Origin of the sequence: Halomonas urumqiensis (assembly GCF_003028575.1) — a bacterium.
Lineage (GTDB): Bacteria > Pseudomonadota > Gammaproteobacteria > Pseudomonadales > Halomonadaceae > Halomonas > Halomonas urumqiensis.
Window position 1 is genome coordinate 19,870 of record NZ_PYUD01000004.1, and the last position, 25,602, is coordinate 45,471.

Genomic DNA, 25,602 nt, shown 5'->3' on the forward strand with positions numbered 1-25,602 from the left:
GACGAACTTTCGCCATGCCAACCTGCCACCTCCTGCCGGGGAGGGTGTGAATGGGCACCAAGGAAACCGACCAGCAGCTCGTTGAGCGTGCCCAGCAGGGTGACAATCGAGCCTTCGATCTGCTGGTGAGGAAATACCAGCACAAGATCATCGGCCTGATCGGGCGTTACGTCCACGATCATGCTGAAGTGCATGATGTCGCACAGGAAGCCTTTATCAAGGCGTATCGTGCGCTGGGTAACTTTCGCTCCGAAAGCGCCTTCTATACCTGGATGTATCGTATCGCCATCAATACCGCCAAGAATCACCTGGTGTCACGCGGGCGTCGCCCTCCCGGCAGCGACCTGGACATCGCCGATGCCGAGATCGTCGATCATAGCGGCCGGCTGGCGGATACCGAGACTCCCGAGGCGGCGATGGCCCGCGACCAGCTCGAGGCAGCGGTGTTCGAGGCCATCGAGAACTTGCCGGATGACCTGCGAACAGCAATCACCTTGCGTGAACTCGACGGACTCTCCTATGAGGATATCGCCACCATCATGCAGTGTCCGGTGGGCACGGTGCGCTCGCGCATCTTTCGTGCGCGTGAGGCGGTGGACCAGCATATTCAGCCGCTGGTGACCACCTCTCGCAACCGTGAACCTGTCGAGGAGTGAGCGGTCAATGTGCATGATCGTCAAGGTTTTTGACGAATGGCTGAACTGTCGGGCGCTTGTAGCGTCAGAAGCAGTGACCGATCTGCCACGGGCGGGTCTTGAGACGTCGACATCCCTGGGTAATGTTGTTCGTGGATGTCTTACACAGGCTGTTAACAGATGCAAGGCGGGGCGCCTTGCTACTGCGAGGGTGTAAAGAATGAGTCAGAACGCACGGGAATCGCTTTCTGCCCTGATGGACAATGAAGGTGATGAGCTTGAGCTGCGCCGAGTGTTGAAATCGCTTGAAGATGCACCGGATGCCGCTGAGTCGTGGCGACGCTACCATTTGATGCGCAGCCTGATGCGTCGAGAACCCGAGGTTGACGTCACCACCGACCTTTCCGCCGGCATCATGGCAAGGCTGAGTGACGAGCCGCTGCCGCAAGGTGTGACGCGAGATGCGCCTGCGCGCCGATCATTGCCGTTCGCTCGCAGCGCGGGCATCGCGGCAGCCGTCTCCTTGATGGTGATCACTGGCGTGCAGTTCTACAGTGGTGGTCTGCCCGGCGACGCCTCCAGCGTCGAGCAGCCCGGCACGGCCAGCGCTCCCTCTCAGAGCCAGCCGTCGCCTGCTTCCCTGGCATCCTCCGGTGCACCAGACTCTTCGGAATCCGTCTCGCGTCCCTCTCTCGTCGATCTTCCTCTCTTCCAGTCTCCGCTTGGCGTATCCGGTGGTGGACAAGGGTTGATGACAGTGGGGTCGGGCACCGATACGCCGATGTTCATGGCACCCGGTACTCGCCAGTCATTGCGTTCCGACGCGGAACAGGCGCGACTGCTGCAATCCTACCTGGATCGTCACGCCGAGGGTTCCGCATACCCCAGTGGTGATGCCTGGATGCCGCTGTTGAGGGCTTCCGGCAGTGAAAGCCTCGGGCAACGCTGAGTGCGGGAGTAAAGGGGATGCACGCAAGACCGGTGCCTGAAAGGTCGCATCGCTACCCATTCAAGAGTGTGCTCCCCATATGGCCTGTGCTGGCGAGTGCGTTGCTGGCTTGCCTTCTTGCCGGAAGTGCCACGCTCGCCATGGCCGCCGAAGATAGCGGCGTTTCAAGCGACGAACTCCGCTCTGAAGAAGGGTTTGATTGTCGCACTCTTGACTCGGGGGCTCCCCCGGATACCGCCCTTGAATGGTTTGAGCGCAGCCTGTGGGCCGGGCATTGTTATGTGTTCGATGCCAATGCTGTGCGCATAGGTCACGACGGGGTGCGTACTCTGGCTTTGACCCATGAGATTCAGGATGGCGTGGAGCGAGGTGTGGCGCATTTTCTCGATGGTCCTGCGCTGGTTGTTGAACGGCGCGGGCGAATTGGTCGGCTCAGTTGGGCTGGAGATCATGGAAACACACCCTCATCGCCCGCGGGTATCGCGGCCCATCTCGATGGCCTTTATCGCCTGCAGTTGGGTGGCCAGGAACGTATTGCCAACCGCCATACCCAGCGCCTGGATATCGCACCTCTCGACAGCCTGCGTTTCGGCCATCGTTTGTGGCTCGACATGGCCACTGGGCTGCCACTCAAGCAGACACTGCTGGATGAAACGGGAAGGGTGGTCGAGACCTTCCAGTTCACCGAGTTCACTGACGCGTACCTATATCAGGGCAATGTCGTCTTCGATCATGCCAGACCACCTCCCGAAGACCCGTGGGTGGCTGGTTGGTTACCCAAGGGGTTCATGCCCCAGCCCGTGGACACCCGCAGTGCCCGGCACGACGAACAGGTGGTGCATCGGCTCTATAGTGACGGCCTGTCCACCTTGAGCCTTTTCGTAGAACCACTGGGCAGTACCGATGTCCTGGCTCCTGGACTGCATCGCCTCGGCGTGTCCCATGCGGCGGTGCGTCATCGTGAACTTGGCGGTGAAGTTCGCCAGGTGGTAGTGATGGGCGAATTGCCTCCCAGAGTGTTGCTGAGGGTGGCCGATACGCTGGAGTGGCAGGGGGAATCCTGAGGCGCAGGTTCGCGTGTCCGCAAGCTGATCCCGGCCCATGGTATCCCTTGAAAATGGTATCCCTTGAAATATACATGACCAGAACCCAAGAAAAGACGGACATTCCGTCATAACCATTCGCAGGAGTGCTACATGAAGCGCATGATTCGACCTCTCTCCCTGTGGATGCTGCTGGCTGCGACCCTGCTTGCCTGGCAGTCCGCTGCGGCGCGTGAGTTACCCGATTTCACCGCCCTGGTCGACCAGGCGGCTCCGGGCGTCGTCAATATCTCTACCTCTCGAACGGTCGAGGGACGAAGTAATCCCTTCGAGAGCTTTGGTGGCCAGGAATTGCCGGAAATCTTCCGTCACTTCTTCGGCGATCGATTCCCGGTCCCGCCCGGCTCATCGCCGTCACCCGGCCGTCCCCAGGAGCGCCAGTCATTGGGTTCAGGTTTCGTCATCTCTGATGACGGCTATGTGCTGACCAACGCCCATGTGGTGGAAGGTGCCGACGAGATTCTAGTTCGACTCAATGATCGACGTGAGCTGCAGGCCGAGCTGATTGGTGCTGACGAGCGCACCGACGTGGCATTGCTCAAGGTGGATGCCGAGGATCTTCCAACCCTGGAACTCGGCGATTCCGATACCTTGCGAGTGGGTGAGTGGGTTGCCGCCATCGGCTCCCCATTCGGCTTCGATCACTCTGTCACGGCGGGCATCATCAGCGCGATAGACCGGACCTTGCCGCGTGATGCCTATGTCCCCTTCATCCAGACCGATGTTGCCATCAACCCTGGCAACTCCGGTGGCCCGCTATTCAACCTCGACGGTGAAGTGATCGGCATCAATTCGCAGATCTTCACTCGTAGCGGTGGGTTCATGGGGCTGTCGTTCGCGATCCCGATCAATGTTGCCATGGATGTCGCTGACCAACTGCGTGAAGACGGGCAGGTACGTCGCGGCTGGCTTGGCGTGATGATTCAGCCGGTATCCCGTGATCTTGCCGAGTCGTTCGGCATGGACGACACCGATGGTGCGCTGGTCGCGGATCTCGACCCCGAGGGTCCGGCTCGCCGGGATGGCCTTCAGGCGGGCGATGTGATTCTCGAGGTGGATGGCACGGCGGTGGATGACGCCAACACCTTGCCCAGGCTGATTGGGAGAACCTCGCCCGGCAACGAGGTGGAGCTGACCTTGTTGCGTGATGGTGAGCGTCTTGAGCAGAGTGTGACCGTGGGTGACTGGCCCGATATGGGTGAGCGTGGCTCCACTGGCCCTCAAGAGAGTCGTCAGGTGAGACTTGGCGTATCGGTGGGTGAGCTTGATGCGACTCAGCGCGAGCAGTTGGGCATCGAGGGCGGTGTTCGCGTCCTCGAGGTCGACCCTGCCGGCGCCGCCGCAGCGGCTGGCATCCGCCAGGGTGACGTGCTGTTCAGTATCGACCATCGAGCCGTCGACAGCCCGCGTGAACTGATGGAGCTGGTCGGCGAACTACCTACCGACCGTGCTGTACCGGTGCGCCTGTACCGTGACGGTCGCTCGCTGTTCGTTGCGCTGCGCCTCGCCAACGACTGATCTTTCGCTACGTTCCCACCGCAACCCGACGGCCATCGCCGTCGGGTTGCTGTATCTGGCCGGCGCATATCGGTACAATGGCGACCATTCCCGGCCGCCCGCCGTCGTTTTCCCTTGTCAGGGCCGGCCCGAACCAGCAGGCAGAAACCACTCGATGTCCCAAGACTCCTCATCCCACCCGCTCAGCCACATACGCAATTTTTCGATCATCGCGCATATCGATCACGGCAAGTCGACCCTGGCCGACCGCTTGATCCAGACATGTGGCGGACTGACCGAGCGTGAGCTCAAGGAGCAGGTGCTCGATTCCATGGACCTCGAGCGCGAACGGGGCATCACCATCAAGGCCCAGTCGGTGACGCTTGATTACCACGCCGATGATGGCAATACCTACCAGCTCAACTTCATCGATACCCCCGGACACGTCGACTTCTCCTACGAAGTGTCGCGTTCCCTGTATGCCTGTGAAGGGGCACTGCTGGTGGTGGATGCCGCCCAGGGCGTCGAGGCGCAGTCGGTAGCCAATTGCTATACCGCCATCGAGCAGGGGCTCGAGGTGTTGCCGGTGCTCAACAAGATGGACCTGCCTCAGGCAGATCCCGACAAGGTGGCCCATGAGATCGAGGAGATCATCGGCCTGGATGCCACCGACGCCTGTCAGGTCTCGGCCAAGAGCGGCCTTGGCATCGATGCACTGCTCGAGCGTCTGGTGCGCGATATTCCGCCGCCCAAGGGCGATCCGAAGGCACCGCTGCAGGCACTGATCATCGATTCCTGGTTCGACAACTACCTGGGTGTCGTGTCGCTGGTTCGCATCTTCGACGGCACCCTGAAAAAGGGTGAGAAGATCCGCATCAAGTCCACCGGACGTGACTGGGGCGCCAACGAGGTGGGTATCTTCACCCCCTTGCGCCGCGAGACGGGCATATTGCGTGCCGGAGAAGTGGGCTTCGTGGTGGCCGGCATCAAGGAGATCCAGGGCGCCCCGGTGGGTGACACCATCACCCACGCCAAGACCCCGGATGTCGAGCGCCTGCCGGGCTTCCAGAAGGTCAAGCCGCAGGTCTATGCCGGCATGTTCCCGGTCAGTGCCGATGACTACGAGGACTTCCGCGATGCCCTTGAAAAGCTGGCGCTGAATGACGCCTCGCTCGAATACGAACCTGAGAACTCCGACGCCTTGGGCTTCGGTTTTCGGGTCGGCTTCCTCGGCACCTTGCATATGGAAATCGTCCAGGAACGTCTCGAGCGCGAGTACAACCTGGACCTGCTGACCACCGCGCCCACCGTGGTCTATGAGCTGGCCATGAAGAATGGCGAGATCAAGTACGTCTCCAACCCCTCGAAACTGCCGGACATGGCGGATGTGGAGGAGATGCGCGAGCCGATCGTGCGTGCCAGCATCCTGGTGCCCCAGGAGTTCGTCGGCAACGTGATCATGGAGTGCGAGAACCGCCGCGGTACCCAGCTCGACATGCAATTCCTCGGCAGCCAGATCCAGCTCACCTACGAACTGCCGATGTCCGAGGTGGTGATGGACTTCTTCGACCGCCTGAAGTCGATCTCCAAGGGCTATGCCTCGCTGGATTACAGCTTCGAGCGCTTCCAGGCCGCCAAACTGGTGCGCCTGGACGTGCTGATCAATGGCGACAAGGTCGATGCGCTGGCGGTGATCATCCACCGTGACCATGCCCATGGTCGTGGCCGGTTGCTGGTGGAGAAGATGAAGGAACTGATTCCGCGTCAGATGTTCGACGTGGCCATTCAGGCGGCCATCGGTGGCCAGGTAGTCGCGCGCTCCACCGTCAAGGCCCTGCGCAAGAACGTCACCGCCAAGTGCTATGGTGGCGATGTCTCACGCAAGAAGAAGTTGCTCGAGAAGCAGAAGGCGGGCAAGAAGCGCATGAAGCAGGTGGGCAGGGTCGAGATTCCCCAGGATGCCTTCCTTGCCGTGCTAAAGGTGAACGACTGATTCGACAAGCTAGGGACGGATGACCGCATGGACTTCTCTTTGATGCTGGTGGTGGCGGTGGCCGTCTCCGGTTTGATCTGGCTGCTCGACCGAGTGTGGTGGCGACCCGCCCGCTTGTCGCGCCTTGCCACTGCCGAGGCTGGCACCACCGATGGGCTTGACCCGAAGAGCCGCCACGCCCTGATAAAGGAGCCGTGGCCGGTCGACTACGCACGATCGTTCTTTCCGGTACTGCTGGTGGTGCTGGTGCTGCGCAGTTTCGTGGTCGAACCGTTTCAGATTCCTTCGGGCTCGATGCGACCGACCCTCGAGGTCGGTGACTTCATCCTGGTCAACAAGTTTGCCTATGGCCTGCGCCTGCCCGTCGTGCATACCCGCTTCGTCGAGTACAACGAGCCTGAACGCGGCGATGTCATGGTGTTTCGCTTCCCCAGTGAGCCGTCGGTGAACTTCATCAAGCGTGTGATCGCGCTGCCGGGCGATACCGTGCGCTACGAAGGCAAGCAGCTCTACGTCAACGGCGAACAGGTGCCGAAGCGGCTTCTGGACGATTCCCCCGCCGAGGCCCCGGGTGAGCTTCTGCTCGAGGAGCGACTGGGCGAGCTTGCTCACCGCATCTACAATAACCCTCGTGATCCGGGGCCGCAGATGCGTGAGCTTGTCGTGCCGGATGGCCACTATTTCACCATGGGCGACAACCGCGACCATTCCAACGATAGCCGCTACTGGGGATTCGTTCCGGAAGACAACATCGTCGGTCGTGCCTTTGCGGTTTGGATGCACTGGGATGGCGGCCTGCCGAGCTTCACCAGCATCCGGCGTATCCACTGAGCCGACAACCCTTTCAGGGACCTGCCTGCGGGCATGCCGGGCCTGCGACATCGTCAGTCGCCGGCCCTTTATCATCAATGAATGAGTTACTAGTGAACGTTTCTTGTCACCACTCGTTTCGTGTCACCAAATAGCAGGAGCTTCGTGAGCAATTCCCTCAACGCCTTCAGCCGACGCCTGGGCCACGCCTTCAGCGATCCCGACTTGCTGGAATTGGCCATGACCCATCGCAGCTTCGGTGGCCAGAACAATGAACGCCTCGAATTTCTGGGCGATTCCATCGTCAATTTCGTGATTGCCGAGGCCCTGTTCCAGCGCTTTCCAGAAGCCCGCGAAGGCCAGCTTTCCCGTCTGCGTGCGCGTTTGGTCAAGGGCCAGACCCTGGCTGAGCTTGCCCGCGAGATGGCATTCGGCGAACACCTGCGCCTGGGGTCCGGCGAGATGAAAAGCGGCGGACACCGCCGCGACTCCATCCTTGCCGATGCGGTGGAGGCGGTGATTGGTGCCATCTACCTGGATGCCGGCATGCAGACGGTGCGCGCCCGGGTGCTCTCCTGGTATGCCGAGCGGCTGGAGGCGATCAGCCTGCAGGACACCCAGAAGGACCCCAAGACTCGCCTGCAGGAGTTCCTGCAGTCGCGACAGGCCCCGCTGCCGCGTTATGAGGTGGTCAATGTCGATGGCGAGGCACATGCGCAGACGTTTCGTGTCGAGTGTCACGTCGAGTTGCTGGCGGGGCACACCACGGGTGTCGGGCCCAGCCGCCGTCATGCCGAGCAGCAGGCCGCCGAACAGGCCCTGGCACAGCTCGAACCCAGCAAAGTGCCCACCAGGGGAGCACGCTCATGACCCAGACCTGTGGTTTCGTGGCTATCGTCGGTCGTCCCAATGTCGGCAAGTCGACGCTGATGAATCGTATCCTGGGCCAGAAGATATCGATTACCTCGCGGCGACCCCAGACCACCCGCCACCAGGTGATGGGCATCAAGACCGAGGGCGAGGCGCAGTTCGTCTATGTCGACACGCCAGGCATTCATATCATGTCGAAGGATCGCAACAAGGCGATCAATCGGTTCATGAACCAGGCGGCGACTCAGGCCTTGCGTGATGTCGACTGCGTGGTGTTCATCATCGACCGCACCCGATGGAGCGATGAGGATCAGGTGGTCCTGCAGCGGCTGGAACATCTGGAAGCGCCGGTGATTCTCGCCGTCAACAAGGTCGATCGCCTGCAGGATAAGGCGAGCCTTCTGCCGTGGCTCGAGCAAGTGGGGGCGCGCCGTGATTTCGCCGCGATCGTGCCGATTTCCGCCAAGCACGGCACCAATGTGCCGGAGCTGGAAGCCGAGGTGGCCAGGCACCTGCCCGAGAGCGTGCATTTCTTCCCCGAAGATCAGATCACCGACAAGAGCCAGCGCTTCCTGGTCGCCGAACTGGTTCGCGAGAAGGTGATGCGCCAGCTTGGCGATGAGCTGCCTTACCAGATGACGGTCGAGATCGAGGAGTTCCGCGATGAGGGTAGGGTGGTGCACATCAGCGCCCTGATTCTTGTCGAACGCGCTGGCCAGAAGAAGATTCTGATCGGCGAGAATGGCGAGCGCATCAAGAGTATCGGCCGTGAAGCTCGCCTCGACATGGAGCGCGCGCTCGACGCCAAGGTCATGCTCAACCTGTGGGTCAAGGTCAAGCGTGGCTGGTCGGATGACGAGCGCGCGTTGAAAAGCCTGGGCTACAACCTCGATTGAGGACATGACACCTGGCGCCAAAGGCTCGTCTTGGCACCAGGTGCTGGCCAGAGGGTCATGCATGCAGCCACAACCTGCCTACCTGCTTCACAAGCGCCCCTACCGCGAGACCAGTGCGCTGGTCGAGCTTGTGACGCTCGAGCATGGCCGGGTGAGGGCCGTGGCACAGGGCGTGCAGCGTCCGGGGAGCCGGTCGCGGGGGCGTTTGCAGCCGTTTGCACCGCTGCATCTGACCTGGATTGGCGACACCGAACTCAAGCGCCTTCGCTTGATGGAGAGTCGCGGCGGGGCGGCGTTGCTGGTCGGCGAGGGATTGCTGTGCGGTCTCTACGCCAATGAGCTGTTGACCCGTACCCTGCCGGTGGAATTCCCGGTGCCTGACGTGTTCGCCTTTTACGCGGCACTGCTTGATGCCTTGCCGCGCCCGGAGGGGCGTGCCGTCGCGTTGCGTCGGCTCGAAGCCGCACTGCTCGAGGCATTGGATGCACTACCACGCTTCACCGCTCCCGATGGCAGCGATCTCGATCCCCAGCGGCGGTATGTGCTGGATACCGCGACAAGGGCCTTCGTTCCCGGCGAGCCGGGCCTGGACGGCCGCACGCTACGCCTGCTGGCGACCAACGGTTGGGGCGATCCTGGCCTCGCCGGGCCTGCCAAGGTGATAGCGAGGGCGGCACTTGCGCCGTTGCTTGGTGCTCGCCCGCTGCGCTCCCGCGAGCTGATGCGCGAGCTTGCCATGCGCCGACGATCCCGTCTGGCAGAGCCGCCCGAGGTGCGAGCCTGATGAATCGGGCTCGATGACCGTTTAGAGGTAACGGCGGGCTTCCCGCCTTACAAAGGAGATATCCATGCATCCCCCGCGTATCCTGCTTGGCGTCAACATCGACCATATCGCCACCCTGCGCCAGGCCAGAGGCACCCGTTACCCCGACCCCGTGCAGGCCGCGCTGCTGGCCGAGGAGGCGGGTGCCGACGGCATCACCGTTCACTTGCGAGAAGATCGCCGGCATATCCAGGAACGTGATGTGCGCCTGCTTGCCGAGGTGATCAACACCCGCATGAACCTCGAAATGGCGGTGACCGAGGAGATGATCGCGCTGGCCGAGGCGCTGCGCCCGGCGAACGTGTGCCTGGTGCCGGAAAAACGTGAAGAATTGACCACCGAGGGTGGCCTCGATGTCGTCGGGGGCTTCGAGGGCCTTCAGGCGGCCTGCGCGCGGCTCGCCAGGGCAGGCTGCGAGGTCTCGCTGTTCATCGACCCGGAACCCGCCCAGATCGAGACCGCCGCGCGCATCGGTGTCCCGGTCATCGAACTGCATACCGGCGCCTATGCCGAGGCGGCGGGCCTGGCTGCCGGCCGCGAACACGCAAGACTCTCGGCCGCCACCGAAATGGCGCTCGAGCTGGGACTTACCGTGAATGCCGGGCATGGCCTCAATTATCACAACGTGGAAGCCATCGCGGCAATTCCCGGCCTGCATGAGCTGAATATCGGCCACGCGATCATCGCGCGTTCGCTGTTCGTTGGGCTCAAGGAGGCGGTGGCGGAGATGAAGCGCCTGGCCATTGCCGGCCAGGAGGCCGGTTTCGTGGCGTCGCTCGAGTCACATGAGCATGACCACTGACGCATGGTGACTCGACCATGATCATCGGTATCGGTACCGACCTTGCCAGGGTCGAACGCTTCGCGCGCGCCAGCAAGCGTCATGGGCCGCGTTTCGCCGAACGCCTGCTGGGTGAGTCGGAGTTGGGACAGTTCCATGGCCACCCCTTGCCAGCCGCCTTCCTGGCAAAGCGGTTCGCCGCCAAGGAGGCCTTCGTCAAGGCCTTGGGAACCGGGCTGAGGCTAGGCATGCGCTGGACCGAGATCCAGGTCGCCAGCGATGCGCTTGGCCGGCCGACGCTGTTGCTTTCCGGCAAGGCCCACGAACTGGCGATGACCGCCGGCGTGCGTTCTGTTCACTTGTCGCTCAGTGATGAGTCCGATCTGGCGTTGGCCTTCGTGGTACTTGAAGGGTAGCGTGTGGATTCCCGTCCGCCTGGTGGGTGGGTGCCCGACAAGCGTGCGTCCTTTGCTACCCATTCACGCACGCCCTCCATGGCCGCGTAGAGGTCGTCCAGCAGTGGCAACACCGCCTCGCGACCGCGGGTGCGCAGGCGAGTTTCCAGCGTTTCACTGAGCAGCCCCAGGCGTGGCACACCACAGTATCGACAGGCGCCATTCAGTGAATGAATGGCATCGAGCAGTGCCTCGTCATCCTCACGTTCGATCGCCGTACGCACCGCTTGCTCGCTCTCGGGCAGGGTGATTGCCAATTGCGACAGCAGCTCCCTCGCCAGGGCCTCGCGGCCTCCGGTCAGGGTAGTGCCCAGCACCAGGTCGACCAGTGGCAGTTCGTCATCATCGGCAATGGCATTGGTGACATCTTGCCGCGCTGCTGGCAACTCGGCTATCTCGAGGTGACGCGTCAACAGGGCATTGAGTTCATCGCCGTCGAGGGGCTTGACCAGTACCTCGTCCAGGCCGCTGGCCAGCAGCCGACGGCGCTCCTCCTCGAGGACGTGTGCGGTCACGGCGATGATCGGCAGGCATGACCAGCTGTCATTGAGCCTGCGCAGCGCGCGTGTGGTTTCCACGCCATCCATGCCGTGCATGCGGATATCCATCAGCACCAGGTCGTAGCGGCGGGCCCGGGCCAGGTTCAGCGCCTCTTCGCCGCTTCCGGCCAGTTCCACCTCGATGCCGGGGCGCTGGATAAGCTCACGCAGCAGCAAGCGGTTTGATTCGCTGTCATCCACGGCGAGCAGGCGTAGCGGTGGGGGCTCTTCCTGGCTTATGGCCTCAGGCTTCGCGGCGGGCAACAGGGCGCCCAGGTGACGCTTGACCGCTTTCACCAGGGTGGCGCGTGCCAGCGGCTTGCTGATGATGTCGCCACCATGGGGCAGCGACAGGGTCGGCAGTTCCAGAGGATTGGCACTGGCCAGCAGCAACGCCGGGCATTCCAGGGTGTCCAGGCGATGTTGCCAGGCAAGCGTTGCCGCGTCATCGAGAGGCAAGTCGTCGAGGCATGCCACCAGCATTGCCGGCTGCTCCCCTGCGTCAAGCGGTGTCGCGACGGGGTTGGCTCCCCACCGCTTGAAGAGGTAAAACAGGGCGCGACGAGTCGGCAGGTGTCGCTCCTCGATCAGGATCGTCTGGCCTGTCAGATGCAGTTCCAAGGGGCGCTGGCTGTGTTCCTCGGCCTCGAGTGGCAGGGTAAAGGCAAAGGTTGATCCCTTGCCCTCTGCGCTCTCGACCCCGATCTTGCCGCCCATCTGCTCGACAAGCTGACGGCTGATGGTCAGCCCGAGGCCGGTGCCGCCGAATTCCCGGGAGTGGCTTGGGTTAGCCTGCTGGAATGCCGTGAACAGCCGGCGACGGTGCTCTGGCGCAAGACCGATCCCGGTATCGCTAACGCTCAAGATCAACGTGACGCAGCCAGGTTCGCTGCTTTCCACCATGACCCGCACGATGACCTCACCTCGTTCGGTAAACTTGATGGCGTTGTTCACCAGGTTGGTCAGTACCTGGCGAATGCGTAGCGGGTCGCCGGTCAGCGGATAAGGCACGTCATCGTAGACAAGTCCCAGCAAGTGGAGGTCCTTCTGCTGGGCCTGGGGCGCCTGCAGGCCCAGCACCTCGTCGACCAAGGCGACCATGTCCACCGGCAGTCGCTCGAGTTCCAGGCGTCCCGCCTCGAGCTTGGAGAAATCCAGTACGTCGTTGACCAGCATCAACAGGTTCTGGCACGCCCGGTTGACGTGTTCGAGCCATTCGCGCTGGCGTGGTTCGAGTCGAGAGCGTCCCAGCAACCTGCAGAAACCGATGATGCCATTGAGAGGGGTGCGTATCTCATGGCTCATGTTGGCCAGGAATTCGGACTTGATGCGGTTGGCCTCGAGTGCACTGCGGTGGGCCAGGTCGAGCTCGATGTTCTGGACCTCGATGGTTTCCATGGACTCCTGCAGCTCGGCGGTGGTCTGTTCCACCTGCCGCTGCATGTCATCGCGGGCATGCGCGAGCTGGTTGGCCAGGGTGTTGACCCGTTCGGCGAGTTGGCCAAGCTCGGGTGGGGAGGGGGGCAGCGGTTCGGTGAACTCGCCACGGATCAGCCTGCCCAGTGTCGCATCGGTGGCGGCCAGGGGAGTGCCGAGCCGCCGTGCCGTGCTGGTCGCCAACAGGGCAAGGCCGATGGCGGCAAGGCTTAGTAACACCACGGCAAGCGCCAGGTGGCGATAGTGGGACAGCAGCAACGAATGCGAGTCGATATCCAGTACCAGCCAGCGCGATGGGGAGGAGGACAGCGGCGTCTGCAGCACCCAGTGGCCACCGTCGTCATGGTGGGTGAGGGTGTCCGTTCGGGACTCTGGCTTGCTGCGCAGGCGCCCGAGTTCCAGGATGACCTCGCCCTGCTCGTCGACGATCCCCAGTGCGCGGACCTCCTCGAGGTCGAGCAGTCGGCTGGTCAGCGCATCGACCCGTTGTGGTTCGTTAGCCTCCAGGCGCTCGGCAAGACTCGGCGCAAACAGCGTGACCACACTTTCCAGGTGATCCTTGAACCCCGCCTCCAGGCGATGCTTCTGTACCCCCAGTGCGAGCGTCGCCGCCAGCACCAGCAGCAGCATCGGCAGCACCAGGATGGATAGTATCAAGCGAGTCTTGAGGGGCATTGGCACGCTCATCATGGTCGAGTTGGGCTCAGTATGACACAGCGGGCGAGGATGCCTGTCCACCCCGGTTCGGCACAGATATAATGATGAAAAGACGTTTCCACAAGGAAGGTTGCATGCATTTTCCCACCATCGAGGAGATCGTCGGCCAGACGCCGTTGGTGCGCCTGAAGCGTATTGGTGCCGGCCGTAACAATGTCCTGCTCGCCAAGCTGGAGGGTCATAATCCGGCTGGTTCGGTGAAGGACCGCCCGGCGCTGTCGATGCTGCGGCAGGCCGAGGCGCGTGGCGAGATTTCGCCCGGCGACACGCTGGTGGAAGCCACCTCTGGCAACACCGGGATCGCACTGGCCATGGCGGCTGCCGTCATGGGCTATCGGTTGGTTCTGATCATGCCCGAGAACGCCTCCGATGAGCGCAAGCAAGCCATGGCGGCTTATGGTGCCAGGCTTGTCACCGTGAGCAAGGAAGGCGGCATGGAAGAGGCGCGTGACCTGGCCGGGTCGATGATCTCGCGCGGTGAGGGCAAGCCGCTCGATCAGTTCGCCAATCCCGACAACCCGCTGTCCCATTACCTTGGAACGGGTCCCGAGGTCTGGGAGCAGACAGCTGGGCAGGTGACGCACTTCATCAGCTCCATGGGCACCACCGGCACCATCATGGGCGTCTCGAAGGCACTCAAGGAGCGTAATTCCAACGTCGAGATCATCGGGCTGCAGCCAGAAGACGGCGCCAGCATCGCCGGTATTCGTCGCTGGCCCCATGAGTATCTGCCGAAAATTTTCGATCCCTCACGGGTCGACCGTGTGCTGGATATCGGCCAACACGAAGCCGAGGAGCACATGCGTCGCCTGGCACGTGAAGAAGGCATCCTGGCCGGTGTGTCATCCGGTGGCGCCCTGGCCGGGGCCTTGCGGGTCGCTGCCGAGGTGGAGAACGCAGTGATCGTGTTCATCGTCTGTGATCGAGGCGACCGCTACCTGTCCACCGGCCTGTTCGCCCCGGAGCTCTGAGGTGGCGATGCTCGGCAAACGACGTCCGCCTCGTGAACGCACGGGTGTTTCCGGCCTTCAGGGGCGTCAGATGCCTCACGGCTCGACACCTGCCGACGGGCGCACCGGGGATGGCACGCTGACCATCGAGCGCCTGGCCCATGATGGCCGTGGTGTGACCCACAGCGCTGATGGCAAGGCGCTGTTCGTGTCCGGCGCGCTACCCGATGAGCGGGTCGAGGTGGCGATTCACCGCACTCGCAAGCGTTTTGACGAGGGCCATGTACGAACGCTTATCGAAACCTCGCCCGAGCGCGTGGAACCGCCGTGCCGGCATTTCACGCGTTGCGGGGGATGTGATCTTCAGCACCTGGCGGTGGCTGCTCAGCGCGACCATAAGCGCCAGGTACTTGTCGAACTGCTGGCGCGCCAGGGTGTCGAGGCTCCGGGGCATCCCGAGTTGCTGGCCGGACGCAGCGACGGCTATCGCCGTCGTGCCCGGCTTGGTGTCAAGGTGAATGCCGAGGGCGGCGTGCACCTTGGCTTTCGTGCCCGGGAAAGCCATCGCCTGGTCGATATCCAAGACTGCACCATTCTGGTGCCTGAGCTGAATGCCTTGCTCCCCACCTTGCATGCGCTTGTTGCCGAACTCGAGGCGCCACGTCAGGTTGGGCACCTGGAACTTGTATCAAGCGATCAAGGGCTGGTTGTGGTGCTACGCCAACTGCGTGAGCACACTGCCGACCGCCAGCGCTGGCTGGCCTTCGCCGAGGCCCAAGGGGTGCACCTGGCACGCTTGCTGGGCCGTGATGCACCGGCACTCGAGTGGCTGACGCCCGAACCCGCGTTGAGCTGCCGGCTACCCACGCAACAGGGTGAGTTGGCAATGGGCTTTGCGCCTGGAGACTTCTTGCAAGCCAATGCCGAGATCAATGCACGCATGGTCGAGACCGCCCTCGACTGGCTTGGAGATATCGATGGCATCGCATTGCTGGACCTGTTTGCCGGGGTGGGGAACTTCAGCCTGCCGCTGGCCTCTAGCGGCGCCGATGTAATGGCGGTGGAAGGGAGTCCGGCGATGGTCGAGCGCTTGGCCAGCAACGCGCATGTCGCGGGCTTGCCGATTGCTGCCCGCCAGGCGGATCTTGGCGACTCGGAGGCGGTGGCCGAGCTGCTGGCAAGCCATTCACCCGCCGTGATGTTGCTTGACCCGCCCCGCGAGGGTGCGGAGGCGGTGGTGCGGGCATTGCACGAGGCGCCGGTGCCTCGCGTGCTGTATGTGTCCTGCGACCCGGCCACGTTGGCCCGTGATGCGGCACGCCTCGTGCATGGGGGATACCGGCTGACGCGGATCGCGGTGGCCGACATGTTCGTGCATACGTCACACCTGGAATCGTTGCTGCTGTTCGAGACCCCGCAAGCGGGACGGCAGACCGAAGGAGCCCCACTCGATGGTTAAAGTCCGTGAAGATCAGCCCATCACACCGGCGGGCCAGGTCGATATCGACTTGTGGATCGCACGCCTTCAGGACGACGTCAAACTGCGCGATCCGGTGGATCTGCGCGACGCTTGTGTGTTGGCCGAGCGGCTGGAGCGTGAGTCGGACCGCCCCCACCGTACCTGGCTCAAGGATGGGTCGAGTTTTCGCCTGGGCCTTGAGATGGCGGATATTCTCGGTGAGCTGCGCCTCGATCAGGTGGCCCTGGAGGCCGCGGTTCTCTACCGTGCGGTTCGCGAGGGGCTGATCAGCCTCGAGGCGATCGGCAAGCGCTTTGGCCGCGAGGTCGCCGGGTTGATTGATGGCGTGTTGCAGATGGCAGCGATCAGCGCCTCGCAACTGCCGAGTCACGGCATGAACCAGCATGATCAGCAGGACAACCTGCGCAAGATGCTGGTCACCATGATCGATGATGTGCGGGTGGCATTGATCAAGATCGCCGAGCGCACCTGCGCGCTGCGCCAGGTCAAGGATGCGCCCCGTGAAAAACGCCTGCGGGTGGCGCGCGAGGTCTTCGATATCTATGCGCCACTGGCACACCGTCTGGGCATCGGCCACTTGAAGTGGGAGCTGGAGGATCTCTCCTTCCGCTACCTGCATGAGGACGAGTACAAGACGATTGCCAGGCAACTGGCCGAGAAGCGAGTCGACCGCGACCGCTATATCGCCGAGGTGGTCGACACCCTGAAGGGCCTGCTGGAGGCACAGGGTATCAAACGCTACGATGTCGATGGTCGTGCCAAGCACATCTATTCGATCTGGCGCAAGATGAAGCGCAAGCGGATCGATTTCTCCCAGGTCTATGATGTCCGGGCGGTGCGCATCCTGGTGCCGGAAGTGGCCGATTGCTATACGGCGCTTGGCATCGTCCATTCGCGCTGGCACCACGTACCGAATGAGTTCGACGACTACATCGCCAATCCCAAGAAAAATGGCTATCAGTCGCTGCACACCGCCGTGCTCGGCCCCGAGAACAAGGTGCTGGAGATTCAGATCCGCACCTTCGCCATGCACGAGGAGGCCGAACTCGGGGTTTGCGCCCACTGGCGCTACAAGGGCCATGATACCAAGGCCAAGAGTTCCAGTTACGAGGAGAAGATCGCCTGGCTACGTCAGGTACTCGAATGGCAGGAGGATGTCGGCGACTTCGGTGACCTTCGCGAGGGGCTGTCGAGCGACGTGGCACCTGACCGCATCTATGTGTTCACCCCCGACGGCCATGTCATCGACTTGCCGCGAGTCGCCACCCCGATCGACTTCGCCTACCGGGTGCATACCGAGGTGGGCCACCGCTGCCGGGGGGCCAAGGTCAATGGCCGGATCGTGCCGCTGACCTACAAGCTCAAGACCGGTCAGCAGGTCGAGATACTGACCGCGAGCAAGGGCGGGCCAAGCCGCGACTGGCTCAACCCGAGCCTGGGTTTCGTGCGTACCTCGCGTGCCAGGGCCAAGATCCAGGCGTGGTTCAAGCACCAGGCACGTGATCAGAATCTCGACGAGGGCCGTGCGCTGTTCGAGCGCGAGATGAAGCGCCTGGATGTCGAGGGGATGGATATCGAGACCCTGGCCCACAAGGTCAACTATCCCCATGCCGAGGACATGTACGCGGCGATCGGCGCCGGTGACCTGCGTATCGGCCAGGTGTTGCACCAGGCCCAGCAGCTGTTTGGCGAGAGTGACGACCAGGACCAGCTCGACCGGTTGCTGGCCAAACCGCGTCGCTCGCCGGGCAAGGGCGCTGCCACGGATATCACCGTGCTGGGGGTGGGTAACCTGAAGACCAGCATGGCCAACTGCTGCCATCCGGTGCCGGGGGAGTCGATCGTCGGCTTCATCACCCAGGGACGTGGGGTCACCGTGCATCGCCAGGATTGCCCTAACATTCTGCAATTGCGGGTCGAGGAGCCCCAACGGATCATCGAGGTCGAGTGGGGAGAGCGCGCGCGCACCCAGTATCCGGTGGATATCGAGGTCCAGGCCTGGGATCGCTCGGGGCTGCTGCGTGACGTCACCGGCGTGCTCAGCAACGAAAAGGTCAATGTGCTGGCGGTCAATACCTTGACCGATACCGATGACGGGATCGCACGCATGGGTATCACCGTCGAGGTTGATGGTCTGGAATCCCTGGGGAGGCTATTTTCGCGCATTCAACAGCTCTCCAATGTCATCGAGGTTCGTCGCTTGCGTAGTGGTGGTAATAGTGGTGGCAAGCCAGGCCGGCGCAAGGGGAAGAGCGCATGAACCACCGCCATGATCTTGATGACCTGTTGACGCTGATGGCGGTACTGCGCGATGCCGATCAGGGCTGTCCTTGGGATATCGAACAGCACTGGGATTCCATTGTGCCGCACACCCTGGAGGAGGCCTACGAGGTCGCAGATGCCATTGAGCGGCGCGCCTACGACGAACTGCCGGGCGAGCTTGGCGACCTGTTGTTCCAGGTCGTCTACTATGCCCAGTTCGCGGCCGAGGAGTCGCGCTTCGATTTCCATGATGTGGTGCACACGCTCACCACCAAGATGTTGCGTCGCCACCCTCATGTGTTCCCCGAGGGCACGCTGGATTCAAGGCGCCCGCCGGGCGTCAGTGCAGAGCAGGTTCAGGCGCGCCAGGTCAACAGTCGCTGGGAAACGCTCAAGGCCGAGGAGCGAGAAGCGCGTAGCCGTGAGGGTGGGGTATCGGTGCTCGATGATGTGCCTCGCACGCTGCCGGCGTTGTCGCGTGCCGCCAAGCTCTCCAAAAGAGCCGCGCGCACGGGTTTCGACTGGCCCGACTCACAGGGTGTGATCGCCAAGATCCGCGAGGAGCTTGAAGAGGTGGAGCAGGCGCTGGCCGAGGGCGACCAGGCCCACGCCGTCGAGGAAGTCGGCGACCTGCTGTTCGCGGTGACCAATCTGGCGCGCACCCTGAAGGCCGACCCGGAACATTGCCTGCGCAAGACCAACGCCAAGTTCGAGCGGCGTTTTCGGCATGTTGAGTCCGCGCTCGACGCCGAGGGCGTGGCGCTGGTTGATGCGGGCCTTGCGGCGATGGAGCGTCATTGGCAGGCCGCCAAGGCCCATGAAACCGATGCGGTCGCCGCAGGACAACGCGTCAGCAATGACTATCACGAATCGTCACTTTCCTCCTCTGTCGATGGCAGAGGACAAGCGGGAGACTAGCGGCCATGAGCCACGATCTACACGAATCGCTGCGAGAAAATGTGCGCATCCTCGGTGATAGCCTTGGGCAAACGATTGCCGATGATCAAGGGCGTGGCTTTGTCGACAAGATCGAGACCATTCGCAGCTACGCCAAGCGCGGGCGTCAGGGTGAAGAGTCCAGCCAGCGTGAACTGATCGACTATCTGCGGCGCTTGCCGGACCGTGACCTGTTGCCGGTCACCCGAGCCTTCAACCAGTTTCTCAACCTGGCCAATATCGCCGAGCAGCATTATCGGGCGCGGTTCCGGCGAGTCGAGGATTACCGTCCCGGCACCCAGCCGGTGCTCAGTGATCTTCTGGAAAAGGCACGCAACGCGGGTAATTCGCCGCGCAAACTGGTCGAGACGCTGGCCGGCATGCGTGTCGAGCTGGTGCTGACCGCGCATCCCACCGAGGTCATCCGCCGTACGCTGATCCAGAAATACGATGCCATCGATGATTGCCTGAGTGCCATCGAGTCCTGCGCCGATTATCCGGAGCGCGGCGTGCGTGCCCATGGTCGGCTTTCCGAACTGATCAGCCAGGCCTGGCATACCGATGAGATTCGTCACGAGCGACCGACGCCGGTGGATGAGGCCAAGTGGGGCTTCGCGGTGATCGAGAATTCGCTGTGGCAGGCGGTACCGGACTTCCACCGTGACCTCGACAACCTGCTGCTGGAGAGCGCCGGCGAGCGGCTGCCGCTGGATGCCGCACCGATCCGTTTCGCCTCGTGGATGGGCGGCGACCGCGACGGCAATCCCAATGTCACCGCCAAGGTCACCCGCGAGGTGTTGTTGCTCGGCCGTTGGATGGCGGCGGATCTCTACCTGCGTGATCTCGAGAAGCTCAAGGCCGAACTCTCCATGTGGAAGGCCAACAGTGCCCTCAAGGCGGAAGTTGGCGATGTCGCCGAACCCTATCGGGAACTGGTCAAGCGCCTGTTGGCAAGGGTCGAGGCGACGCGCGACTGGGCCAAGGCGCAACTCGATGGTCGCAGCTTCGATAGCGTACCGATCATCGAGAGTCGTGATCAGCTCTACGCGCCGCTTCTGACCTGCTACCGCTCACTGTGCGACGTGGGGCTCGACACCATTGCCAACGGTGCGCTGCTCGATACCCTGAGACGTGTGGCGGTGTTCGGTGTCACGTTGACCAAGCTCGATCTGCGCCAGGAGGCTAGCCGTCATGCCCAGGTGATGGAGGAGCTCACCGAAGGTCTAGGGCTTGGCCACTACCGTGAGTGGAATGAAGAACAGCGCCAGCAATTTCTGCTCGAGGAGCTGACCTCGCGCCGGCCATTGATACCGCGCCGCTGGGAGTGCTCGGCGGAATCCCGCGAGGTGATCGATACTTTCAGGGTCATCTCCGGCGAGCAGGCCGAGGCACTGGGTACCTACGTCATCTCGATGGCGGGGGAGCCTTCGGATGTGCTGGCCGTCGCCCTGCTGATGAAGGAAGTGGGCGGTGAAGTCACTCTGCCCATTGCGCCGTTGTTCGAGACCCTGGATGACCTCAACCATGCCGGCGAGGTGATCGACCGCCTGCTGGCGCTGCCGGGCTATCGTGCGCTGGTGGGGGATCGCCAGGAAGTGATGATCGGCTATTCTGACTCAGCCAAGGATGCTGGCCAGCTGGCGGCCGCCTGGGCCCAGTATCGTGCCCAGGAGACGCTGGTGGAGGTCTGCGACCGGCATGGTGTCGACCTCACCCTGTTTCATGGTCGCGGTGGCACCGTCGGTCGTGGGGGCGGCCCGGCCCATGCGGCCATCCTCTCCCAGCCGCCGGGCTCGGTGAACGGCAGTCTGCGGGTAACCGAGCAGGGAGAGATGATTCGCTTCAAGTTCGGCCAGCCCGAGATCGCGCTGCGTTCCATGGAAATCTATGCCTGCGCGGTGCTGGAGGCGACCCTGTTGCCCCCTCCGGCCCCCGAGGCCCACTGGCGCGAAGAGATGGACCGCCTCGCCGAGGTGGCCCACGCCGCTTATGTCGGGGTGGTGCGCGAGGATCCGGATTTCGTCCCCTATTTCCGTTCGGTGACTCCTGAAGGCTCGCTGGGTCGCCTGCCGCTGGGTTCTCGACCCACCAAGCGGCGACAGGACGGTGGTGTGGAGACCTTACGGGCGATTCCTTGGATATTTGCCTGGACACAGACACGCCTGATGCTGCCTGCGTGGCTTGGCAGTGGCGAGGCCTTCGCCCGACGCCTCGACGAGGAGGGTGGGCTCGAGGTATTGCAGGAGATGCGTGAGAACTGGCCTTTCTTCGGTACCTACCTGGATATGCTGGAGATGCTGCTGGCCAAGGCAGACGTGGGAATCGCCGCCTACTATGAGCACCGGCTGGTCGATGAACCCTCGCTCAAGGCGCTGGGTGAGAATCTGCGCAATCGCTTCACACGGTTGCAGGGGGTGCTGTTATCGATTCTCCAGCAACAGGAGCTTCTCGAGACTACGCCGCTGATTCGTCAGGCCATTGCGGTGCGTAATCCCTATATCGATCCGCTGCATGGCCTGCAGGCCGAGTTGCTGCAGCGTAACCGGGATGCCGACGGCGCCATCAGTGCCGACCTCTCACGCGCGTTGATGGTGACCATGGCCGGTATCGCGGCTGGGCTGCGCAACACTGGGTGATGGGTATTACACTGGCATGCTACAGCGTCCCAGCCTTTGGCAGGGACGCTGATCTGGATACTGTTGACCTGGGGTGTCAGCTTGGGGGCGTTACCCCGCTTTAAAAGCGTAGCGAAGCGATTAGAAGTTGTAGCGCAGCGACGCGGTAATCAGGTTCAGGTGGGCCATGTCGGGTGCACGAAACTCCTCGAACTCCAGCCGGCTGACCAGCCGATCGAACTGCAGGCGTGCCCCGAGCCCTTGTACCCGTGTGGTGCCATTGCTGGCCAGGCTATCCTGCGGAATGACCGGGTCGCCCTCCCAACCGGCCACTCCGGACTTTGCATAGAGCCCGAGCCTGCCGATGCGCACACCCGCCAGCAGGCTTCCCCCCATGCTTGTGGTATTGAGCAAGAGGCTTTGATCGCCAAGCCGGGTGGGGACCTCGTCGCTTTCGCGGTAGCTGAATTCGGCTGCGATATCGAGACGGGGCAGCGTCAGAGGGGAGAAACCGGCGATAAGACGAAAACCGGAGGTAAAGCCATCAGGCGTGTCGATATCGCGTCCCTCGATCACCACGCCATTGTCGAGGTGCATGAGGTCGGCGTCATGGCCGGAGTAGGCAGGCGCACTGTCATCGGCAACCAGGGTCGATGACATCGTGACCATCCCAGCCGCGAGAGCGGCGATTGCAAAACCCGGCTTCATGAAAGGTGTCCCTTGCGCACGCGATGCTCGCCACGGGTGTGTACGCTGTCGTTTCGATGGTGATATCGATTTGGTAGTTATAAGTGACGGCGACATTGATTGTCAGCGTTCTAATCAATCCATCTCAGGCTAGCAAGGCTTTCGGGATTACGCCAGAAATGCATACCTATATTCAGTTATATTCGGGCATTCGCCGGCAATTCACGTAATCGGGCATACAGAGAAGACAGAGTCGGCGCCTGCAGGCCATGTCGTTGTGCGGAATCCAGTAGCGGTCCCAGAATCGCCCGATGCTCGGTGGGCCTGCCAGCCAGTACATCCTGCAGCATCGAGGCGCGGTTGTTGGCGGTGCTTGCCGCCACCTCCCATACCAGCTCGCTCCAGCCTTGCACGCCCGTACCCGTGGGTGGGGTGATACGTTCCGACGCCAGTATCGGGGCGAGTTCCTCGATCACCACCTCGACCATGCCGCGATATGGGGTATCGCGCAGCTGGCCATTGCGGATCTGAAACTGTGCCACCAGCGGATTGATGGCCGCATTCACGGCAAGCTTGCGCCACAGCCTGATGCGAATGTCAGCTACCGCTTCGCAAGCCAGTCCAGCGGCATTGACGTGTTTCGCCAGCGCTGTGGCAAGGGCGGAATGTCGGCCATCCAGGTCGCCCAGGAACGTCTTGCCGTGGCCCGCGTGGGTGACCTGGCTGTCGTCCTGTACATGGGCGCCTTCGGTGGTGGTGGCGCAGAGTACCGGGCCTGGGTGGCGTGCAGTGATACGCGGCTGGCAGTCGAAGCCATTCTGCCACAGCACCAAGGGCGTGGTGGCCGTCAGGCGCTCGGCAATGGCGCCCAGGGCCGCCTCGCAGGCATAGGCCTTGGTGGTCAGGTGAATCACGTCGGCGGGTTCCGCGGGCAGCGATTCCAGGCTTGCCGTGGCAAGCGTGGCCGATAGGGTTTGGCCGTGTGGCGTGATCAGCCTCTGCTGGCCTGGCATGGCACGCCGGCCCACCAGGGTCACCGTGTCGTGCGGTGCGTGAGCAGTTGCCAGGTGCATGGCGAGCATGCGGCCGAGTGCCCCGGGGCCGACGATCCAGTGGTGGACTGACGGATGCGCGGCGCCGGCGCCAGGTCTTTGGTGTCGATTGGAACGCGTCATGAATTGGCGGGGCCTCGCCGGCTACGGGGCTTGTTGGAAGAGCGGGAGGGGGGCGTGCGACGTCGCCGGGTGCTCTTGCCACCGCGTCTGGGGTTGCTCGCAGGCGCCTCTCCCTGGGCCGATTGCAGTGCGTGGCTCAGGCGTGGCGCGTCGGCGGTCGCCAGCAGCTTGCCAAGGTCTTCCACCAGTGAAGCCAGAAAGGGCGAAGGGTCGTCGCCCTGCTCGGCGATGGCCGCCAGCCGCTGCTCCCACAGCGCCGTGCGCTCCGGGCGGCTGACCGCCTCGGGCAGCGAGGCAATCAGGGCGCTGCCCAGGCGAGTCGCGCGCAGTGCCTTGGCCTGGCGCACCAGGTAACCACGCTCGACCAGGGTCTCGATGATGCCGGCGCGGGTCGCTTCGGTACCCAGGCCATCGTGCTCACGAAGCGTGCGGCGCACGGCCGGATCCTCCACGTAGCGACCGATGTTCATCATCGCCTTGATCAGGCTGGCATCGGTGAAGGGCTCGGGTGGCCGCGTCTCACGATCCTCCACCGCACAGTCCAGGACCCGGCATGCCTCACCTTGGCTGAGCGGGGGCAAGGGCGGTGTCTGGTCGCGTGTGGTGAACAGGGGTTTCCAGCCTGCCTCGAGAATTTCTTGCCCGGAAGCCCTGAAGCGTTGGTCTTCGATGAGAAATTCCGCCTTTACCTCGCGGGTGGCGAGTGGCGGATAGAATTGCGCCACGACGTTGCGAGCGATCAAGCGGAACACCTCGGCCTCGTGGCGCTCGAGCCGAGAAAGGTCGGCGGGCTTTCCCGTAGGCGCCAGGGCATGGTGAGCGCCCACCTGCTTGTCGTTCCAGGCGCGTGAGCGGCGAGAGAAGTCCGCTCCGTCGACCCATTGGCGCAGCGTCGGGTCATTCTGGCAGGCACTCTCGAGGGTTTTGCGTGCCGCTGCCCAGTGCTCCTCCGGTAGATACCGGCAGTCCGAGCGTGGGTAGGTGATCAGCGTATGGCGTTCATAGAGTCGCTGGCAGATATCCAGCACCGCCTTGGCGGAGAGCCCGAAGCGTCGCGCCGCATCGACCTGCAGCGCCGACAGCGAATAGGGCAGCGGCGCCGGCTGACGTTTGTCCTGGCTGTCGAGACTGGCCAGATGGCCGCTGGCCCCAGGCAGGCGTGCAGCGAGTGCCGCGGCGGGCTCGCGCGCGAGTAGCCGACCCTGATCGTCCAGGGGGTGTGTCTCATCCGGATGCCACCAGGCACGCAGCTGCCCGTGGCTGACGGCAAGATCCACCCACAGCACGAAGAAGGGCCGCGGCTGGAACTCGCGGATGTCGTTGTCCCGGCGCACCACCAGCCCGAGTACCGGGGTTTGCACGCGACCAACCGACAGCACGCCGTCATGGCCCGCCTGGCGGCCGGTCAGTGTCCAGGCGCGGGTCAGGTTGATGCCGTACAGCCAGTCGGCACGTGCGCGGGATTGTGCGGCACGGTAAAGCGGCGCGAAGCGCTGGTTGTCATCCAGGCGAGCCAGCGCGCGCTGAACCGCCGGGCGATTGAGGTCGCTGACCAGCAACCGCGCGACGGGTCCTTTCCACCCCAGGTACTCGATGACTTCCTGGACCAGCAGTTGACCTTCACGATCGGGATCGCCGGCATGCACGACTTCGCGTGTCGTCTTGAGCAGCTTGCGAATCACCGCTAGCTGGCCTCGTGCCTTTGGGCGGGGCAGCAGCTTCCATTGGGCTGGCAGGATCGGCAAGTGATCGAGACGCCACTGCTTGAAGGCGGGATCGTAGGCATCCGGCGGCGCCTGCTCCAGCAGGTGGCCAAGGCACCAGGTGACGGTGGTATCTCCGGCCACCAGAGCGCCATCCTCACGCCGCGCGGCGCTTGGCAGGGCGGCGGCGATGGCCCTCGCGAGGCTGGGTTTTTCGGCGATGATCAGGCGCATGGCTTGGCTCGCACAGGAAAGCCGAATGAACGGCGTTGAAGAATCATGGATATTC

20 protein-coding genes are annotated in these 25,602 nt (G+C 63.0%); 16 read left to right on the top strand and 4 right to left on the bottom strand.

The features are described 5' to 3' along the window. The first annotated feature begins 50 nt into the window (after positions 1 to 50). From rpoE to C6V82_RS12310, 11 genes are all read left to right on the top strand, one after another. A complete protein-coding gene (rpoE, locus tag C6V82_RS12260) occupies positions 51 to 656 on the top strand; it encodes an RNA polymerase sigma factor RpoE (RefSeq protein WP_102586456.1) in 606 nt (201 codons plus the stop codon). Between the two features lie 199 nt (positions 657 to 855). Further along, positions 856 to 1,584, top strand: coding sequence for a sigma-E factor negative regulatory protein (locus tag C6V82_RS12265; protein ID WP_102586455.1), 729 nt, complete (start codon positions 856 to 858; stop codon positions 1,582 to 1,584). Positions 1,585 to 1,724: 140 nt separating this feature from the next. Further along, the gene (locus tag C6V82_RS12270) at positions 1,725 to 2,648 is read left to right on the top strand and encodes a MucB/RseB C-terminal domain-containing protein (RefSeq protein WP_102586481.1); all 924 of its coding nucleotides are present in this window, start codon (positions 1,725 to 1,727) and stop codon (positions 2,646 to 2,648) included. A 132-nt stretch (positions 2,649 to 2,780) separates the two neighbouring features. Then, complete coding sequence (locus C6V82_RS12275) at positions 2,781 to 4,205, top strand: DegQ family serine endoprotease (RefSeq protein WP_102586454.1); 1,425 nt, start codon at positions 2,781 to 2,783, stop codon at positions 4,203 to 4,205. Between the two features lie 154 nt (positions 4,206 to 4,359). Beyond that, on the top strand, positions 4,360 to 6,177 hold the full coding sequence (gene lepA, locus C6V82_RS12280) for a translation elongation factor 4 (RefSeq protein WP_102586453.1): 1,818 nt from the start codon (positions 4,360 to 4,362) through the stop codon (positions 6,175 to 6,177). A gap of 27 nt (positions 6,178 to 6,204) precedes the next feature. Further along, positions 6,205 to 7,008: a signal peptidase I gene (lepB, locus tag C6V82_RS12285; protein WP_102586452.1), complete on the top strand. Its 804-nt coding sequence runs from the start codon at positions 6,205 to 6,207 to the stop codon at positions 7,006 to 7,008. Between the two features lie 144 nt (positions 7,009 to 7,152). Beyond that, positions 7,153 to 7,857: a ribonuclease III gene (rnc, locus tag C6V82_RS12290; protein ID WP_102586451.1), complete on the top strand. Its 705-nt coding sequence runs from the start codon at positions 7,153 to 7,155 to the stop codon at positions 7,855 to 7,857. After that, positions 7,854 to 8,753: a GTPase Era gene (era, locus tag C6V82_RS12295; RefSeq protein ID WP_102586450.1), complete on the top strand. Its 900-nt coding sequence runs from the start codon at positions 7,854 to 7,856 to the stop codon at positions 8,751 to 8,753. Before rnc ends, era begins: the two co-directional genes overlap by 4 nt. 61 nt (positions 8,754 to 8,814) lie before the next feature. After that, positions 8,815 to 9,537 (top strand): DNA repair protein RecO, encoded by a 723-nt coding sequence (gene recO, locus C6V82_RS12300; protein ID WP_102586449.1) that lies wholly within the window; start codon positions 8,815 to 8,817, stop codon positions 9,535 to 9,537. Positions 9,538 to 9,601: 64 nt separating this feature from the next. After that, positions 9,602 to 10,378: a pyridoxine 5'-phosphate synthase gene (gene pdxJ / locus C6V82_RS12305; protein ID WP_102586448.1), complete on the top strand. Its 777-nt coding sequence runs from the start codon at positions 9,602 to 9,604 to the stop codon at positions 10,376 to 10,378. Between the two features lie 17 nt (positions 10,379 to 10,395). Continuing rightward, positions 10,396 to 10,773: a holo-ACP synthase gene (locus C6V82_RS12310; protein ID WP_102586447.1), complete on the top strand. Its 378-nt coding sequence runs from the start codon at positions 10,396 to 10,398 to the stop codon at positions 10,771 to 10,773. On the opposite strand, the gene C6V82_RS12315 is transcribed toward C6V82_RS12310, so the two are convergent. After that, positions 10,713 to 13,463, bottom strand: a complete 2,751-nt coding sequence (locus C6V82_RS12315; RefSeq protein ID WP_102586446.1) for an ATP-binding protein — start codon at positions 13,461 to 13,463, stop codon at positions 10,713 to 10,715. The two genes, C6V82_RS12310 and C6V82_RS12315, sit on opposite strands and share 61 nt — an antisense overlap. Positions 13,464 to 13,579: 116 nt before the next feature. Here C6V82_RS12315 and cysM point away from each other — a divergent pair, with 116 nt between their 5' ends. Genes cysM through ppc form a run of 5 tightly spaced genes read left to right on the top strand, consistent with a single transcriptional unit; the run spans position 13,580 to position 21,769 of the window. Beyond that, on the top strand, positions 13,580 to 14,476 hold the full coding sequence (gene cysM / locus C6V82_RS12320; protein WP_102586445.1) for a cysteine synthase CysM: 897 nt from the start codon (positions 13,580 to 13,582) through the stop codon (positions 14,474 to 14,476). Positions 14,477 to 14,483: 7 nt separating this feature from the next. Then, a complete protein-coding gene (locus C6V82_RS12325; RefSeq protein ID WP_308430832.1) occupies positions 14,484 to 15,914 on the top strand; it encodes a TRAM domain-containing protein in 1,431 nt (476 codons plus the stop codon). Continuing rightward, positions 15,907 to 18,195 (top strand): GTP diphosphokinase, encoded by a 2,289-nt coding sequence (gene relA, locus C6V82_RS12330; RefSeq protein WP_102586443.1) that lies wholly within the window; start codon positions 15,907 to 15,909, stop codon positions 18,193 to 18,195. The genes C6V82_RS12325 and relA overlap by 8 nt, the downstream gene beginning before the upstream one ends. After that, positions 18,192 to 19,115, top strand: coding sequence for a nucleoside triphosphate pyrophosphohydrolase (gene mazG, locus C6V82_RS12335; RefSeq protein WP_102586442.1), 924 nt, complete (start codon positions 18,192 to 18,194; stop codon positions 19,113 to 19,115). Before relA ends, mazG begins: the two co-directional genes overlap by 4 nt. Before the next feature lie 5 nt (positions 19,116 to 19,120). Continuing rightward, positions 19,121 to 21,769, top strand: a complete 2,649-nt coding sequence (ppc, locus tag C6V82_RS12340; RefSeq protein ID WP_102586441.1) for a phosphoenolpyruvate carboxylase — start codon at positions 19,121 to 19,123, stop codon at positions 21,767 to 21,769. 120 nt (positions 21,770 to 21,889) lie between these two features. Here the strand turns inward: ppc and C6V82_RS12345 are convergent, their stop codons facing one another. The 3 genes from C6V82_RS12345 to C6V82_RS12355 all read right to left on the bottom strand — a co-directional run bounded on the left by C6V82_RS12345 (position 21,890) and on the right by C6V82_RS12355 (position 25,547). Further along, positions 21,890 to 22,408 (bottom strand): hypothetical protein, encoded by a 519-nt coding sequence (locus C6V82_RS12345; protein WP_229843190.1) that lies wholly within the window; start codon positions 22,406 to 22,408, stop codon positions 21,890 to 21,892. A 224-nt stretch (positions 22,409 to 22,632) separates the two neighbouring features. Continuing rightward, positions 22,633 to 23,610 (bottom strand): ketopantoate reductase family protein, encoded by a 978-nt coding sequence (locus tag C6V82_RS12350; RefSeq protein ID WP_102586439.1) that lies wholly within the window; start codon positions 23,608 to 23,610, stop codon positions 22,633 to 22,635. Continuing rightward, complete coding sequence (locus C6V82_RS12355) at positions 23,607 to 25,547, bottom strand: DNA topoisomerase III (protein WP_102586438.1); 1,941 nt, start codon at positions 25,545 to 25,547, stop codon at positions 23,607 to 23,609. Before C6V82_RS12355 ends, C6V82_RS12350 begins: the two co-directional genes overlap by 4 nt. Between the last annotated feature and the right edge of the window lie 55 nt (positions 25,548 to 25,602).

Excerpts from the sequence above, each read along its gene's own strand:
- rpoE (WP_102586456.1), top strand. The coding sequence starts at position 51 with ATGGGCACCAAGGAAACCGACCAGCAGCTCGTTGAGCGTGCCCAGCAG.
- C6V82_RS12265 (WP_102586455.1), top strand. The coding sequence starts at position 856 with ATGAGTCAGAACGCACGGGAATCGCTTTCTGCCCTGATGGACAATGAA.
- C6V82_RS12270 (WP_102586481.1), top strand. The coding sequence starts at position 1,725 with ATGGCCGCCGAAGATAGCGGCGTTTCAAGCGACGAACTCCGCTCTGAA.
- C6V82_RS12275 (WP_102586454.1), top strand. The coding sequence starts at position 2,781 with ATGAAGCGCATGATTCGACCTCTCTCCCTGTGGATGCTGCTGGCTGCG.
- lepA (WP_102586453.1), top strand. The coding sequence starts at position 4,360 with ATGTCCCAAGACTCCTCATCCCACCCGCTCAGCCACATACGCAATTTT.
- lepB (WP_102586452.1), top strand. The coding sequence starts at position 6,205 with ATGGACTTCTCTTTGATGCTGGTGGTGGCGGTGGCCGTCTCCGGTTTG.
- era (WP_102586450.1), top strand. The coding sequence starts at position 7,854 with ATGACCCAGACCTGTGGTTTCGTGGCTATCGTCGGTCGTCCCAATGTC.
- recO (WP_102586449.1), top strand. The coding sequence starts at position 8,815 with ATGCAGCCACAACCTGCCTACCTGCTTCACAAGCGCCCCTACCGCGAG.
- pdxJ (WP_102586448.1), top strand. The coding sequence starts at position 9,602 with ATGCATCCCCCGCGTATCCTGCTTGGCGTCAACATCGACCATATCGCC.
- C6V82_RS12310 (WP_102586447.1), top strand. The coding sequence starts at position 10,396 with ATGATCATCGGTATCGGTACCGACCTTGCCAGGGTCGAACGCTTCGCG.
- C6V82_RS12315 (WP_102586446.1), bottom strand. The coding sequence starts at position 13,463 with ATGCCCCTCAAGACTCGCTTGATACTATCCATCCTGGTGCTGCCGATG.
- cysM (WP_102586445.1), top strand. The coding sequence starts at position 13,580 with ATGCATTTTCCCACCATCGAGGAGATCGTCGGCCAGACGCCGTTGGTG.
- C6V82_RS12325 (WP_308430832.1), top strand. The coding sequence starts at position 14,484 with ATGCTCGGCAAACGACGTCCGCCTCGTGAACGCACGGGTGTTTCCGGC.
- relA (WP_102586443.1), top strand. The coding sequence starts at position 15,907 with ATGGTTAAAGTCCGTGAAGATCAGCCCATCACACCGGCGGGCCAGGTC.
- mazG (WP_102586442.1), top strand. The coding sequence starts at position 18,192 with ATGAACCACCGCCATGATCTTGATGACCTGTTGACGCTGATGGCGGTA.
- ppc (WP_102586441.1), top strand. The coding sequence starts at position 19,121 with ATGAGCCACGATCTACACGAATCGCTGCGAGAAAATGTGCGCATCCTC.
- C6V82_RS12345 (WP_229843190.1), bottom strand. The coding sequence starts at position 22,408 with ATGTCATCGACCCTGGTTGCCGATGACAGTGCGCCTGCCTACTCCGGC.
- C6V82_RS12350 (WP_102586439.1), bottom strand. The coding sequence starts at position 23,610 with ATGACGCGTTCCAATCGACACCAAAGACCTGGCGCCGGCGCCGCGCAT.
- C6V82_RS12355 (WP_102586438.1), bottom strand. The coding sequence starts at position 25,547 with ATGCGCCTGATCATCGCCGAAAAACCCAGCCTCGCGAGGGCCATCGCC.